Raw genomic sequence first — 14,965 nt, forward strand, 5'->3', positions numbered from 1 at the left:
AAAAAAAGTCACATAAATAACGTTAGGTAAACGTCACTCTTGTGTGATTATATGATTTTTCATCACGTTTTCTGTGATCGCATCGTCATTTAGGTGAGTAAAGACATCACCCGAGGTAAGCATTTTCGCCACAACTGGCACGGATGATTAGCTGAGGAGAGAGAATAATATGTTCCCTTGAACGCTCGGGGTTTTCAAGTCGAGCCTGAAGAAGATTCGCAGCGGCTCGACCGATATCGCGGGGACCGGTGCCGATGGTCGTTAAAGCGGGATAAGACGCCGATGCCTGGGGCAAATCATCCATCCCGATAACTGCAAATTCTTTACCCACGGCAATACCATGCGCCTGAAGACGATTCATGACATTTAAGGCCATGATATCATTGTAACAGATCGCTGAATCTGGAGGATCGGAGGAATTTAGCAGCGTATCAAACATCGCCTCATCATAGGTATTTTCTGCTCCACCCGAAACAATCAGTGTTTGGGGAAGGTGATGCAGTGCCACCGCTCGCATGAATCCTTCATAACGAGCCTGTGCGGCAGAATGAACGTTCGTATTGCCAACGAACATGATTCGTCTGCGACCAGTCCGAACGAGATGCGTTACTGCTTTTTCAATACCAGTAGCGTAATCCGCGGCCACATAATCACTCTCATCTGAAGAAACCTGCCGGAGGGCCTGCACGAAAGGCAGTTTTAACCGCTTAAGATCATCAAGAAGCGTCTGGCAACTTCCCACAGCAGGACAGATGATGACCCCATCAACGTTGTGTTCTCGCAGCCGTTGTAGCTGGCGAGCCTGGCGGTCGACCGATTCATTGCTATTGGCGATGAAACAGACAACGTCATTGGTATCATTGATCTCATCAACTCCCGCTGTCAGCTTACTGAAAAAGGGGTTCGCAATATTGGGAAGGACAAGGCCAACGGTATGGGTCCGGTTCTGTCTGAGGTTTGCTGCACCCCGATTGTAAATATACCCAAGACGTTTCATGACTTCCTGAACACGCTCGCGCGTTTCGGTCGCAACCAGAGGACTTTCGCGCAGGACCAACGAGGCTGTCGCTCTGGACACGCCAGCTTCGCGAGCAACGGCAAGAAGGCTGACAGGGGCCAAAGAGAAAGACTTTTTCATGACAACGGCAGACCGTTTCGAGCAAAAGAAGCTTGAAGAGACAGAAGGCCCATAGATAAAAACTTTTACCGCAAACTAAGATACCAGAAAAATCTCGACAAAGCGTCATTCATTCTCAATGAGGAGTTCTAACAAATTTCATGGTCTGATGGAAAAAGAGGTCATCCCCGATTTTTGAACAGGGGCGTAAGCTATAATCCGACCTGATAAAGGGCAGGTTTGATGATCTGCTGGACAGTTTTCCCGCGGCAAAGTGGTTCGTGGCCGATCGCTGCTATGACGCCTATTGGTTCAGGGACGGACTGGTGGAGAAAGGGATCAGCCCCTGCATTCCAAGCAAAAAGTCCTGCACGACGCCAGTCAGTTACGACAAGCACAAATACCGGCGTCGTAATCGTATCGAAATCATGTTCTGGCTATGAGGCCTGAACCTAATCTGTCTCGACTATTTCACGTGCCAGACCTGCTCTGCCGTTACCGAACTATAAGGGGAATATCAGTGGGGGCTTGGGGCGCGCTCATCATAAGTTTCTTCGGGGCCGTCTTCGCCTCATTGACGTTGTATTGGCATCTAGATCCTTCCAGGATCGCGTTGGCCTTTCCTTTCCTGGGCTCCCTCTTGATCGGCCTCGCGGCGATGTACGTTATCCGTTTACCCGGGGATGGGATCAAACCTAATCCGAAAGAAGAACGTGCCATTATGTGGAGTAGCATCGGCGAAGGCATCGGCCAGGCCTTCTCCTGCCTTCGATGGCTCTGGTTGTCGGGTGTCACTTCCTTCCCATTGCTTTCGCTGGGGGCTTCCGTCCGTTCTATGTTTTGAGAGCTACTTTGATTGTCGTCGCGACCGCTGGCTTCCTGGTCGGAGTGCCTATGGGCGGTGAGGTTGCTGGCCTTATGGCCGCAGGAGCGCTGTGGCTTGCGTCAGGCATAGCGATACGTCGCGATTGGCTGGCAAAGCGCAAGATACTAGTCACAGCTTGAACTTTCTCCGAGCGCCGGTTTATCCGACAAGAGGGCAACGAAGGCCTGTTCGCTATTATTTATTAAGCTACAGGTCATTAGGGGGGGGGAAGCGGAATGTCGGTTACCGGGAAGAAATGATTGAATGCTGCCATTCACGGCTTTTATGCTCATGACAGCTATCGGCCCTTCTTTGCCGCTCACGGAATGTTTGGCCAGACCGGCTTGTCCTGTTTGCTGAGAGCTGACTGACGCAAACTGCTTTTTGCAGCCGCCATGCTCTCAGCGCCAAAGCTCTTCGGCTCTGGGCGCGGCTGCTCGATTTTGTCTGGCCGCCCCCGATCAAGGTGTTGACCCCGGGCAGGACATCAGGAGAACGGGCTAAGGCATTCTCTGGCTCGTCGAAGATGGATCTTGCGATCCCCGTTGGGGAGTTGAAAAATCTTCTGGCGTTTCGGGTGCGTAAGACATGGACATCTGAGGAGAGTTTGGCGCTTCTGGTCGATGCCCGGCAATCAGGCATGTCGTTGGATCGCTATGTCAAAATGAACGGTCTGACATCCAGTATGCTGTATCGTTGGCGGTCGTTGAAATACGAATGCGTCTCTCTGCACACGTTCGAGACCGGATTCGAGCTACGGGCCGGGCTTGCCGGATGGATCGCCCATTATAACGGGCAGCGTCCGCACTCGGCCCTGGCTGGACGCACGCCCGATGAGGCGTATCATGATGGGGCGACGCCATCTGGTCTGGGGTTAGCCCCGGACCAGATGGCCAACAGCAATTCCGTCAGAATGGCGGCATAACGACAATCGGGTATAGCTTATCAAGCACACAAAACTGTCCGAACGGACGCGAACACCTCAACTCGAAACGCGGGACTAAATCCTTATCGATGGTCGAATGGGCGTTCGTCGCTGCCGACTTGGCGGATGTAGAGATGGCGGAAATCCGGTTTCGTGTTGACGAAGACCGGCAATGTCATCCCGCCGATTACGGGGCCGTCCGTGAGGAGGGTCGCTGTGATGAGGCGCGGTAATTCGCGATCCCGGGTTGCACTCAGCGATGGCAGAAGTGGGTAGGCCCGTTCAACCAGGGCCGAGAGAACCGATTCCGGAAATCCGCCACTCAAAAAGATCGTTTCGGGATCGAACGCGGTTTCTATGATTGCCACGAGGAATCGAAGGGTCTGTGTTGCTGTTTCCATCCAGTGCATGAGGATGCTGTCACGGCTGGCATGCATGTTGCCGATCGTCTCACGGGTCAGTTCCGCCACCGGACAGTGCAGCATGCGGGCAATGGCATGGAGCGAAAGCTGGTCATCGATCACGCCTCCGGCACTGTCGGGGAGGCAGAGAGGCAGAGGGAGAAGGCCGAGTTCGCCTGCGTTCCCGCGGGCGCCTTTCATGGGCATTCCGTCCACGACGATGCCTGCTCCGATGCCATATCCGATATAAACCAGAACGGCATTGCGGGGCGGGGTTCCGGAATGGGAGAACAGTTCAGCCATGGCGGCTGCGGTGGCGTCGTTTTCCATTAGGACGGGCAGGTCCAGAAGGGCTCCGAGCTTTCCGGCCACGTCAAAACCGCGCCACAGATCCCATCCGGGCATGGTCATCTCGGCTTCGTAGGTATCCGCGTTGAGTGTTGGGAGGACGAGGCCGATCCCCCAGATCTTCTGTTTTTCGATCCCGCTTTCGAGAATCATGGCTTCTGCAAGCTGTGCCATGACGCTCGTTGTGGCTGCGGGATCGGTCGTCTCTCCTACCCATTCGATCCGTTGCCGGATGTTTAGCAGAAGATCGCCGAGGACAATCGAGATCCGTCCCTGATCGACATGCATGCCCAGCGAATATCCGGCGTCGGGATTGGGGGCGAGATAGGTCTGGGGCTGTCCGCGTTGGCCAACGGATTTGCCGACTTCATGAATAAGTCCCTGTGTCAGGAGCTCGCGGGTGATGCCGGAAATTGTCTGCGGCTTGAGGCCGATACGGTCCGCGATATCCACCCGGCTTAGCGGTCCGGCCTGATGGAGGAGTTCGAAGATCAGGCGACGGTTGTAGATCCGGGAATAGGCCTGCCCGGCGCCGTCGGATCGGGTGTTTTCGTTCATTTGACAGCCCCCGCAGTCAGGCCGGAGGCAATGCGGTTCTGAAAGAACAGGACGAGCAGGATCGGGGGAAGGGTTGCGAGAAGGGATGCGGTCATGATGGTCCCGAAAGGAAGTTCAAACCGGCCTGGAGCGGAAATCAGTCCGATACCGACCGGAAGGGTACGGGCTGAGTCGTTGAGTGTGAAGGTCAGGGCAAAAAGAAACTCGTTCCAGCACGTCATGATATTCAGCAGCCCTGTGGCGGCAATTCCAGGCCAGACCAGGGGCAGGTGAATGCTGAAGATCCTGCGCATCAGGCTGCAGCCGTCCAGTTTTGCCGCGTCGTCCAGTTCGGGGGGGAGGTCTCGGAAAAACCCCGTCAATAACCAGATCGTGAAGGGAAGGGTAAAGAACAGGTCGGCGAAAATGATGCTTTCGACGTGATCATACAGCCCCAGCGCCGATATCAGTTCGAACAGGCCTGACAGGATGGCGATCTGAGGCAGCATCGAGCAGAGCAGCAGGAGACCAAGAACCAGCCGGCGCCCGGGGAAACTCATCTGGCCGAGGGCATAGGCTGCCGGAATGCCGAGGATGAGCGAGATGAGCGTAACGGAACCCGCGCACAGGAGTGAGTTGAGCGTCTCTCGCCACAGTTCGGGGCCGCCGAGGACTTTCCTGTAGTTTTCAAGGTCGGGCAACGTGAAGAGGGCTGTGGAAAAAAGTGTTGTTCCGTGACGGAATGACGTAACCAGCGCCCAGTAGAGTGGAAACAGCGTGTGGAGGATGATGAAGGCCATCGCGACCAGACGTCCTGTGACCAGCATCTCTGTTGGGAGTCTCACGATGAACGTATCCACCCCGGGATCTTCAGGCAGACACCATAGAGCACTGCCGCAAGAGCGATGATACCCAGGGTTCCAAGTGCCGACGCTGCGCCGTAGCCCGGTGCTCCGAACTGGACGACCTGGCTCTGCACGAATGCAGAGAGGGTCATGCCGCTCATATCCGTTCCGTACAGCACACTGGCCAGATCGAACATCCGCAGGGCATCCAGCAGACGGAACAGCACGGACACGGCTAGGACGGGCGCAATGAGCGGCAGGGTGATGGAGATGAAGCGCTGCCAGGGTGAAGCGCCATCAAGTTCTGCAGCTTCGAAAACATCCGTGGGGATAGACTGTAAACCGGCAAGTGAAAGCAACGCCATGAAAGGGGTCGCCTGCCAGAAATCTATGGCGATCATGACGGCGACCATGCTGCGCGGATGGGTGGTCCATGCGACACCCTGATGCAGCAGGCCTAGCCGGACGAGCAATGCGTTAATGATGCCGTACTGGTCGTTGAGCATCCAGTTCCACAAACGGGCGGCCACGACAGAGGGAACGGCCCAGGGTAGAAGAATAATGGCCAGCAGGATCCCCCGGAGCTTCAGACTGTAGCCCTGAAGAAGCATGGCAATCGCCAGACCGGCGCAGGTTTCGCTGATGACCGCTCCGGCTGCGAAAAGCAGCGTCGTGCTGACGGCGGTCCACCAGGCCCTGTCCTGAAGCAGAACCCGGAAATTGGTCAGGCTCCATCCCTGCTGTGCCGGCATGAAACCGTGTGGGTCATCATGGAAGGCAAGCCAGATCGTTCGTGCGAAGGGAATTGCGGTGACCGCCATCAGCACGAGCATTGCCGGCGCGACAAGAACCCAGGGCCGCCAGTTAAACCGTTTTGGAACCGGGACAGTCAGCATGGGAGATTGTCAGTCCGCCGCCAGCGCGCTCAATGCCGCACCGATGATGCCGGACTGTTCTCCCAATCCGGCGATGAGGATGGGAATATCTGCACAGGATCGTTCCCAGATATTGGCGCGGACATGCTCCTCCAGCTTTTGGCGGTAAAATCCTTCGGAGCATCCAAGACCCCCGCCCAGCACGATCCTCTCAGGGTCAAGCATATTGACGGCCTGTGCGATGAGGCGGCCGGTAATGCCGGCGGCGTCCTCGATGACGCCTTTTGCCCGGCTGTCTCCGGCGGCGGCAAGGATTTCGAGCGTGTGGACACCCTCTTTCAGTTTTCCGCCGCCCCGCGCGGCCCACAGACGCTCCATCCCCAGCCCGGATGCAAAATCCTCGGGGATGGCGATGCTGAGACGGGAGCGGTCTTCCGTGGGGACCGCAAGGCTGGAACTGGCGAAATGAATGGCGAAACCATGTGTGCCCCTGTAGGGGCGTCCGTTCAGGCATAGCGTATAGCTGATCCCGGAGCCGAGGGAGAAATAGGCGAAGCTGTCGCAGGACTGGCCGGACCCGAAACGTGCTTCCGCAAAAGCCCCCGCACGGACATCGCTTTCCAGCCGGACGGAGAGGCCGGTCTGTTCGTGGATGGTGCGGGTGAGATCGGGGAGCGGGAAGTTCCAGGCGCTCCGGATCTGTCCTGTGATGTCCACCAGTTCCGGAACGGCAATGCCCGCGACCTGGGGCATGGCATCGGGGCGGGGGGCATCCCGCCCGGCCGCGTTCATGACCTGTGCCACGATAGCGGTGATGTCCGAGACGATTTCTTCAGGTGCGACGTGACGTCGTGTGGGAATGCGGGTGAGGAAGCATATTTCTCCCGTACACGGATTGACCATGCCCGCAGCGATTTTGGTGGCGCCAACGTCAATTCCGAGAATGGGAGATCGGGACAGGGAAGGGGTCACAGGCCGAGCCGTTTCAGTACGTTTCTGTTGTGGCGTGCGATGGGAAGGGGTTTGTCAGGGGGGCAGGGATACATATCCTGCTCTACGACGACGAAGCCGTCGAAGTTCTGTTTTTTCAGGAAATCCACGACCTTGGTAAAGTCCAGAATCCCTTTGTCCAGTTCACACATCACACCATTCTGGAAGACGTCCATGAAAGGTGTTCCGGCAGCCATGGCCCGGGCATGGATGGCTCCATCCAGATTCTTGAAATGATAATACGGGATGCGTGATGCCTGCTGGCGCATGAAAGCGAGTGCGTCCCCTCCGGTATAGGCGTGGTGGCCAAAGTCGAAGCAGAGCTCGACCTGATCGGCAGGGGTGTCGTTCAGCAGCCGCAGGATTTCCGTTTCGGTTTCGACAGCGGTGCCGACATGAGGATGGAACAGGAGGTGCAGACCATGCTCATGTCGAATTTCCCGGGCAATCGTCGTGATGACATGAATCATGCGCCTCCAAACCTCCGGAGTGGCGATCCGGGCTTCAGGGGTGAGATAGGCGTCTGAATCATCCATCAGCAGAAGCCAGGGCGTGTTGGTGGCGACCAGGGTCCGGCACAGGGGGTGCAGTCTGTCCCGCAGGGTTTCCAGGGCATCCGGTGCGGTCAGGGGATGAACGACCGCTGAGCCGCAGAGGCCGAGGCCACGGCTGGAAAGCGCGTCCTGAAGCTGTGCGGGATCAGTCGGGAGGTAGCCCCACGGACCAAGTTCGGTCCAGCTGTAATCGGAGGCTGCGACCTCATCGAGGTAACGTTCCCACGGGGTCTGTTTCGGGTCACTGGCGTACCAGACACCCCACGCATCAGGGGCCGTGGCGGTTCGGATGGTCATGGTGCGTGTCTCTCGATCGTTGAGTTGGAAAGCGTCCACTGACCGAGCATTGCAAGCTGCTTCAGTGAGGAGACGAGAGAAGTGAGCGTCTGCCACGCCGGGTGTGTGCTGCGCAGGGCGTCCTTGAAGTGGTTCGCCATGATCCACGAGACGCGGGGGTAGTCGATTCCCGTTTGTGCGACCGGCCGGAGTCCGAGAGATGCGAGGGCCGGGCGAATGGTGTCCAGGATGGGAATAGCGCTGCGGATTTCAGGATCATCAAGAAGGGATGTCCGGGCAGGGATATAGCCTCCTGCAAGGGCCTGATTGCGTTCAGCGGTCTCGCTGGTCAGATAATGCAGCAGGGAGAGGGCTTCGGCAGAGTGTGCCGTATTGCGGGGGATCCCCAGATAGACTGTGCCGTCTATGCCGTTCGGAGCATTCTGCGCGTCGTGGGGCAGGGGGGCGACGCCGATCTTTCCGGAAACGGGGCTGTCGGGGCTGTTGGCCAGTGTCCAGGCATAAACCCAGTTGCGCATAAACACTGCATGACCGGACTGGAAAATACCTCGGGCATTTTCCTCGTCGTAGTTGAGAACTCCGGGGGGCGAGACTGTGCCGATCCAGTGGGCGGCACGCTCCAGGGCGCGCTGCAGGCCAGGCAGGCTGGTTCGGACCGTACCGTCGGTTCCGACGGGATTTTCCGCACCGTCCCATTCCAGGGCGTTGCAGACGAGACTTTCCGAGGTCCGGCCCTGCCAGACATAACCCCAGACCGGATGCCCTCTCTGATATTCGGCATTCTGGATCAGTGTGGCGGTTCGTTCGAGATCGTTCCAGTGTGTGGGGACGGGCAAGTGGTATCGCTCAAGCAGATCGCGACGGTAGAACAGCAGTCCGATGTCACGGTACCACGGCAATGCGACGTGTCGACCCTCAACCTGAAACGGGGGTGGCAGGGTGGCTGCGTCATCGTCGGTCGGAGGAATGTCCATAAGGAGCGGGGCCAGAGCTCCAACCCAGGTGCTGTCAAGGATCAGGACATCGGCGACAGGATGATGTGCTGAGAGCAGTTGACGGTAGAGCGGGAGGACTGTTCCCCAGTCAGAGGGGAGGGCTATGACCCGGACTTCATGGCCCGTTTTTTCCATCCAGCTTTGGACAGCGTGATGGCACAGAGACAGTTCGGTTCCGCTGGATGAGCAGAAAACGGTCAGCGTGGCGGCCGTGGCAGGACATGCAGCGGCTGTTCCGGCAAGAAGGAGCCCGCAGAGAGCCCATGCATGTGTACTTTTCCGACGTACGCGGTGTCCAACATGTCCTCTCCTGCTCATGGCGTTTCTGTTCCCCGGGAAAGGGCGGCGGCCATGAAGAGAGACGCTGCGGTGATCTGTCCCTGCGCTGAGACGTGAAAGGGATGGTTGTTCCAGGTGTCGCTTATGAGGGCGTCAGGTTTTCTGGTGTTCCACGCGGACCGGGCCTGCTGTGACAGCCAGTCCGCAATTACGATGCGCGTCGTATTGTCGATTTCTGAAGCTGCAACGTGGCCGAGTGCCCGGACAAAAAGGCCGCGGAAAATTCTTGCATCCGTGTTCATGAGGCCGCCGAGCTCTTGGAATGTTCCGGTAGAAGACGTGAAGGTTCTGATGGCGGCCAATGCAATTCGCGATGCCGTCTGTTGTGGTGCGCCGGCCTCTGTCAGGGTCGATATTTCCAGCAGTCCGTCAAGGATTACGCCCTGATTGTAGCTGTATGCCGGGCCACCATTATTGCGGCACTGGTTGTCCAGTCCGTCATTGATCAGGTTGTCGGGGGCAATCATTCCACTGCTGCGGAACCATGCCCAGCTTTTCAGGGCCCAGTTTCTGTAGACTGCCTCATGCGTGAAGCGATAAAGTCGGGCTGCCGTGCTCAGGAATAGTTCGTTTGTAATGGCATTCTTGTAGGTTCGTGCATGATCCCACCATATGCCGCCACCGCAATGCCCATCCCAGTATTTTGAGGCGATGGTATCGAAAATATTGCGTGCATCCTGGACTTGGGTCGGACTGTGTGTAAAGCGTGCCATATCGAGGTCCGCCTGCGCTACCCACAAGTCATCGTCGTTTCCGTCCAGACCCTGGCGGTTCTTGAGCGCATTGAGGGCGCTGTCGTGAAAGCGGGTATTCCCCGACGTGATTTCGTAATCCGACAGCGTACTGACCGTCACGAAACGCTGCCATGCGTGCAGATCCCGCCAGTCTGAACGGCTGGGAGTTTCATAGCGGCCCATGAGGGTCTGGAGTGTCAGGGCAGTCTGGTCTTGCAGAGACACAATGGCGGTGTGCTGTTTTTCCAGATTTTGCGCGCAGGCCCTGGAGGCAGGAAGAAATGAGCCCAAGACAAAGACTGTGAGGGCAGTCATGGTCCTGATGGCCTGTTTATAGGAATGCATTACAGACCATGGGTGTGCCATCGGGGGTTCAGGCCTTGAGCTTATGAGAGCAGAGCGTGGTGAGGAACGGGCTGACATGACGCATCCGTAGTTTCATCGTGAAAACTGACATTCAAAGTGGAATAAATCCGGGAAAAGTTTTTTACGATACAAGAAGGCTGAAACTGTCTCCGAAATGGTGAGGATGTGTGGATAAAAAACAGTATTATTTTTGAAAAATATTTAATCATATAAAGAGATTTAATCGTTAAAATTGAAGGTTATTCCCGAAATTTGACACCTTTTATGTGTTTTCTGGTGCGGTTTTCTTTTTTGGAGCGGACGTACCGTTCGCAATCAGGCTTTGATGTTGTCTGGACAAAAGTAAAGTGAAACTTTCGCGAAAAAGCTGCCATTTTATATGGTATTCTATGTTAATCTATTGAAGATAAACAATTTTCTAATTCTTTGCATTCTAAGGGAAGATATTTTCCCAGCATGCCCGAATAGGGGTTTGGGGTGTCATGATAGTTTCATCAAGTTACCGTTGCTAAACGAGTGCCCTCTCAAATAAATCAATTGCACGAAATTAATTAGCAGCAAGGATCATTCATCATGGTGAGACGGCTTACCCTCGGGCTGATTGGTGCTGGCGAAGTGGCTCAACTCATTCACCTCCCGATTCTTCGCCAGCTGTCAGATCGGTTTGATGTCGTTTCGATTTATGATCCATCCCCTTCAGTGGCGCAGGCTGTGGGGCATCATTGGGGTGTGCCGCATATCCATACGGATATTGAGAATTTTTTTGCGGACCGGGTGTTCGATGCTGTCATGATCCTCAGTCCGGACCAGTATCATGCGGAACATGCACGAAAGGCCTTTGCTGCAGGGCTGCATGTTTTTCTCGAAAAGCCGGCATGTCTGACAGAAGCAGAATTCAGGCCTCTGAACGAGGATTTCGAACGGACGGATCGCGTAGGGATGGTGGGTTACATGCGCTGTTACGCTCCGGCGTTCCAGAAGGCGCGTGAGCTGCTACCTAAACTCGGACCGATCCGTCATGTCCGTATCCGGGATGTCATCTGTGAGGGGCCGTGGTTTTTCGGGCAGGTGACGCCGGTTGTCGTGCCGGATGGTGACATTCGGGACGATCTGCTGACCGCTGGGCGGCAGGCGCGAAGAGAGGCAATTCTTTCTATCTGTGGGGCCGATGCTCCTCCCTCGCTTCTGCGGGGGTACGAGGTCCTGACCGGGCTGGGAATTCATGCGTTTTCGGCCATGCGTGTCCTGCTGGGCAGCCCGGAACGTGTTCTCGCGGCGCATTTTGGCGCTACGGGAACGGAAATTAGTATCTGGTTTGATTATGGAAGCTTCATTGCCTCCTATGAATGCCTGATCGACGATGTTGCGCGGTTTGAATCATCCATCGAGGTGCTTTCGAATACGCAGCGCCTTAAGGTCCGTTACGACACCCCTTACATCCGTAATCTTCCGGCGTGTGTCATCTTTCAGGAAACCGTCGGTTTCGAGAACCGCGTTACGGAATATGGTCCTTATTATCAGGATCCGTTCAATGCAGAGCTGGTCGCTTTTCACGACGCGGTCGTGACGGGGGCGCCGCTTGCAGATCCCTTTTCCAATGCCCTCGCTGATCTGAGCCTGTGCCGGCAGATCATCGAAGTCGCAAAGCCAGCATGTCGCCCGTCTGAGGGCGCTTAACCTTAGCAGAAATCAATGTGTGAACAGGATCTCCGGATGGGGAAGCTGTTCGCGCGCTCCATGGAGAAGTCCTGATGTTCAAATCATACCGGCAGCAGTCGCCTTGGAAGGCGTTCGGTTGTCTTATTCCTGTGGTGATCGTGGGAGCCCAGCTTGGGCAGCCGGCCGGCGCCGAAACGAAGTCGCTCAAGAAAATCCATACCCGCAAGGCAGTGAAAACGCATCAGGCGCCTGTCGCTGCGCAGGCAAAGCCTGCTGTCGTTCCTCCTCCTGCCACGGCTGCTCATGTTCCGCCCAGAGATCTGGTGAGCCGTGATCAGGAACAGGTACATGTCACGGGGTTCGGGACGTCTTCGGGGAGGCAGCTCAAGGCGCAGAATGAAATGATGAGCCTGAGTGCGAAAGATCTTGCACGACTACCAGCCCAAAATGTGACGGAGGCGCTGGCCAGATTGCCGGGTGTGACCGTCATGCCGACCAGTATGCAGGGTAATTTCGGCGGTATTGACACGGCAGCCCGTGGAACGGGGGCCACTGTATCTTTGCGCGGCATGAACGGACAGTACAATATCAACCAGATCAACGGGATCGATGTTGCGGAAGCGGCTCCTTTCAGCCGTACGGTCTCGCTGGATCTGCTTCCGCCGACCGGGTTTTTCCGGATCGATGCCAACAAGACGCTGACGTCCGGCATGGATGGAGACGCCATTGGCGGTATCGTCAATTTCGAGATGCCGAATGCGTTCGATTACGGTCATGGAACGCACGGTTCTCTTCAACTTGGTGGACAGTATAACGAAAAAGCCGCCGATTATGGCGCGAGCGCCATTGGCGGGAACGGTGCGGCGGAGATTTCGTCCGTTTTCGGGAAGTCGGATGAATTCGGCTTTTACATGAGTGGATACTACAATCAGCGTTATTTTGCCGCTGGGGAGCAGACCTATTCCGGGGGTGAATGGGGTGTGTCGCGTGCGATGAACGCCCAGGGCGAACTTTATCCGGGGCAGGATCCGGTCAAAAGCCTTCAGCTTTTCGGTGTCGATCCTCAGGCCAGTATTGGTGTGAGTAAACGTTATGGTGGCACGGCGGGTTTCGAATGGCGTCCGGACAGTACGACGCGCGTTTATATCCAGGGTACGGAATCGTATTCGGACACGCAGCAGGACATTTATCAGGTCGCGGTTCATGGCAATGACGGAGGGGCCGCCGGTAAAGGCATGATTTCCTATGTGGAACAGGCGGACGGCTCCTATGCGCCATCCATTACCAGAACGAATGTTCATTATTGGTACGAAACAAACCCGACACTGGAACAGCTTGGGACGATGAAGCTCGGAATGGACAAGAAGCTCGGACGCTTTTCCATTTCGCCGTCCGCTTTTCTGAGCTGGGGGACAATCAGCCGTGACCATATCGAGACGTCCGCGTGGAATTCGGGCGAAACCACGTTCGAAGGCAGTCCCAATTTCGTTTACAGTGACGGGATGCCCACGCTCGGGCTGTCGGCGGCGCAGGCGGCTGTTGCGAACAACACGCTGAATTTCCCGTCGCATAATCGCGGCGAATATGTCCAGTCGGATGCTTGGCAGGTGCGGACGGGCGCGTCCCTCGACATGAGCTACCGTCTTGAAAAATTCCATATCGACACGATTTCCGCGGGCTTCAAATATCAGACAAGCTGGCGCAATTACGTCAATCGTGACACCGAAGGTCAGGATAACGGGGGTTCTGGTGCCTATCCCGCCGGGGGAACGCTCGCGCAGAGCGGTGTTGTGGATGGAGGACTATCCTCGCTCATTCCGGGCGCCTATAATTTCTACACGCCGACCATCAGCCGTTCTGTCCTTCTCGGTAAATATCTGGCCGATCCGTATAACTGGAAGTACATGGACAAGGATTCCTGGAACGAGAATACGATCGGCGGGACAGAAAGCGTCTATGCCGGATATGTTTCCGCGCAGATGCATTTCGGAAAATTTCAGGTCGTTCCCGGCATCCGGTTCGAGCAGTCCGACCTTCACAATACGTACTGGGCCAGTGGCAATGAAGGCGTATCGACCGCCGATGCCCATTACGGTTGGTCGGCCAGCAACAGCCACTACTTCAAGGCACTGCCGAGCATTCACCTGACCTATCGTCCTTGGCAGGACACTGTTTATCGTGCGTCCGTCTGGACCAGCTATACGCGCCCGTCTTTCTTCCAGCTCAGTGGTGGTTCACAGACCACACGTAATGATGACGGCACGCTGAACATCACGACGGGCAATCCGAACCTCAAGGCCACGACCGCCGTCAACTACGATCTCTCATGGCAGTGGATGCCGAGTTCGACCACGAGCGTTTCATTGGCCGGGTTCTACAAGCAGCTTTCCAACTACATCTATGACAATGGCGGGTCGTACAATAACCAGACCACGACGGCCGGGATCGCCAATAGCGTGTCCCATCCTGAAAATGGTGGAAGCGCCACGCTCTTTGGTGTGGAATTTGCGTTCGAACATCAGTTCAAGGGATTGCCTGCTCCTTTTGACGGTCTGGGTGTCCGCGGTACGGCGACATGGGAAATGTCCCGTGCGCATCTAAACAACGCGTATCTCAGCCCGACGGAAAACATGCAGGATGCGCCGCGCTGGATGACCAATGCGGGAGCTTTCTACAACAAGGGACCGTTCCAGTTTGATGTGAACTGGCGCTTTGTGGATGCATATCTGTACCAGTATGGCCTGTGGGGGACGCCCAACAACTTCAAGACGAACCTGAACAGCAGTTCGCTGAATGCATGGGTGCAGCCGAGCCTGAATCTGGATGCGCATCTGGGATATGCGGTGACCAAGCGGTTGCACGTGGATTTCTCGGCCCAGAACCTGGGTGTGAACCGTTTCTACCGTCTGACGATCGGGCGGCACAGCAATGCGGTTCCGCAGAATATCCTGACATCGCGGACCTTCTTCCTGAACGCCGGTTATCGCTTCTGATTTCCGGGATATGATATGCGCCGTCCGGATATCTAGATCTGGACGGTTGTCCTTGTTCTGTCACGACGGATGCCGTGACGTTCATTTGTCCGGATGGCGTCATCGTCCGGTTTTTATTGCGGAAC

General features: G+C 56.1%; 11 protein-coding genes and 2 pseudogenes. 5 read left to right on the forward strand and 8 right to left on the reverse strand.

The features are described from left to right. Positions 1-106: 106 nt before the first annotated feature. Positions 107-1,138 carry a LacI family DNA-binding transcriptional regulator gene (locus J4P41_RS11870; protein ID WP_426067293.1) on the reverse strand — a complete coding sequence of 344 codons (1,032 nt, stop codon included), beginning with the start codon at positions 1,136-1,138 and terminating at the stop codon, positions 107-109. Between the two features lie 227 nt (positions 1,139-1,365). Here J4P41_RS11870 and J4P41_RS11875 point away from each other — a divergent pair. The 3 genes and pseudogenes from J4P41_RS11875 to J4P41_RS11885 all read left to right on the forward strand — a co-directional run. Then, positions 1,366-1,551: pseudogene (locus J4P41_RS11875) on the forward strand (IS5/IS1182 family transposase); the annotation flags it as partial. Positions 1,552-1,888: 337 nt separating this feature from the next. Further along, positions 1,889-2,122 (forward strand): hypothetical protein, encoded by a 234-nt coding sequence (locus tag J4P41_RS11880; protein WP_426067294.1) that lies wholly within the window; start codon positions 1,889-1,891, stop codon positions 2,120-2,122. A 557-nt stretch (positions 2,123-2,679) separates the two neighbouring features. Continuing rightward, a pseudogene (locus J4P41_RS11885) lies at positions 2,680-2,907 on the forward strand (integrase core domain-containing protein); the annotation flags it as partial. A gap of 83 nt (positions 2,908-2,990) precedes the next feature. Here the strand turns inward: J4P41_RS11885 and J4P41_RS11890 are convergent. Genes J4P41_RS11890 through J4P41_RS11920 form a run of 7 tightly spaced genes read right to left on the reverse strand, consistent with a single transcriptional unit; the run spans position 2,991 to position 10,137 of the window. Beyond that, positions 2,991-4,214: an ROK family transcriptional regulator gene (locus J4P41_RS11890; RefSeq protein ID WP_426067295.1), complete on the reverse strand. Its 1,224-nt coding sequence runs from the start codon at positions 4,212-4,214 to the stop codon at positions 2,991-2,993. Continuing rightward, the gene (locus J4P41_RS11895) at positions 4,211-5,038 is read right to left on the reverse strand and encodes a carbohydrate ABC transporter permease (protein ID WP_327791971.1); all 828 of its coding nucleotides are present in this window, start codon (positions 5,036-5,038) and stop codon (positions 4,211-4,213) included. Before J4P41_RS11895 ends, J4P41_RS11890 begins: the two co-directional genes overlap by 4 nt. Then, positions 5,035-5,934: a carbohydrate ABC transporter permease gene (locus tag J4P41_RS11900; protein WP_426067296.1), complete on the reverse strand. Its 900-nt coding sequence runs from the start codon at positions 5,932-5,934 to the stop codon at positions 5,035-5,037. Before J4P41_RS11900 ends, J4P41_RS11895 begins: the two co-directional genes overlap by 4 nt. 9 nt (positions 5,935-5,943) lie before the next feature. Further along, positions 5,944-6,885, reverse strand: a complete 942-nt coding sequence (locus J4P41_RS11905; protein WP_426067297.1) for an ROK family protein — start codon at positions 6,883-6,885, stop codon at positions 5,944-5,946. Beyond that, a complete protein-coding gene (locus tag J4P41_RS11910; protein WP_426067298.1) occupies positions 6,882-7,754 on the reverse strand; it encodes a sugar phosphate isomerase/epimerase family protein in 873 nt (290 codons plus the stop codon). The genes J4P41_RS11905 and J4P41_RS11910 overlap by 4 nt, the downstream gene beginning before the upstream one ends. Beyond that, positions 7,751-9,067, reverse strand: a complete 1,317-nt coding sequence (locus tag J4P41_RS11915) for an extracellular solute-binding protein (protein ID WP_426067299.1) — start codon at positions 9,065-9,067, stop codon at positions 7,751-7,753. Before J4P41_RS11915 ends, J4P41_RS11910 begins: the two co-directional genes overlap by 4 nt. Then, positions 9,064-10,137 carry a glycoside hydrolase family 76 protein gene (locus J4P41_RS11920; protein WP_426067300.1) on the reverse strand — a complete coding sequence of 358 codons (1,074 nt, stop codon included), beginning with the start codon at positions 10,135-10,137 and terminating at the stop codon, positions 9,064-9,066. The genes J4P41_RS11915 and J4P41_RS11920 overlap by 4 nt, the downstream gene beginning before the upstream one ends. A gap of 624 nt (positions 10,138-10,761) precedes the next feature. Here J4P41_RS11920 and J4P41_RS11925 point away from each other — a divergent pair. Then, a complete protein-coding gene (locus J4P41_RS11925; protein ID WP_211569434.1) occupies positions 10,762-11,865 on the forward strand; it encodes a Gfo/Idh/MocA family protein in 1,104 nt (367 codons plus the stop codon). Positions 11,866-11,939: 74 nt separating this feature from the next. Then, complete coding sequence (locus tag J4P41_RS11930; protein WP_426067301.1) at positions 11,940-14,840, forward strand: TonB-dependent receptor; 2,901 nt, start codon at positions 11,940-11,942, stop codon at positions 14,838-14,840. Positions 14,841-14,965 lie beyond the last annotated feature (125 nt).

Source organism: Gluconobacter sp. NFX36, assembly GCF_049887835.1.
Lineage (GTDB): Bacteria > Pseudomonadota > Alphaproteobacteria > Acetobacterales > Acetobacteraceae > Gluconobacter > Gluconobacter japonicus_A.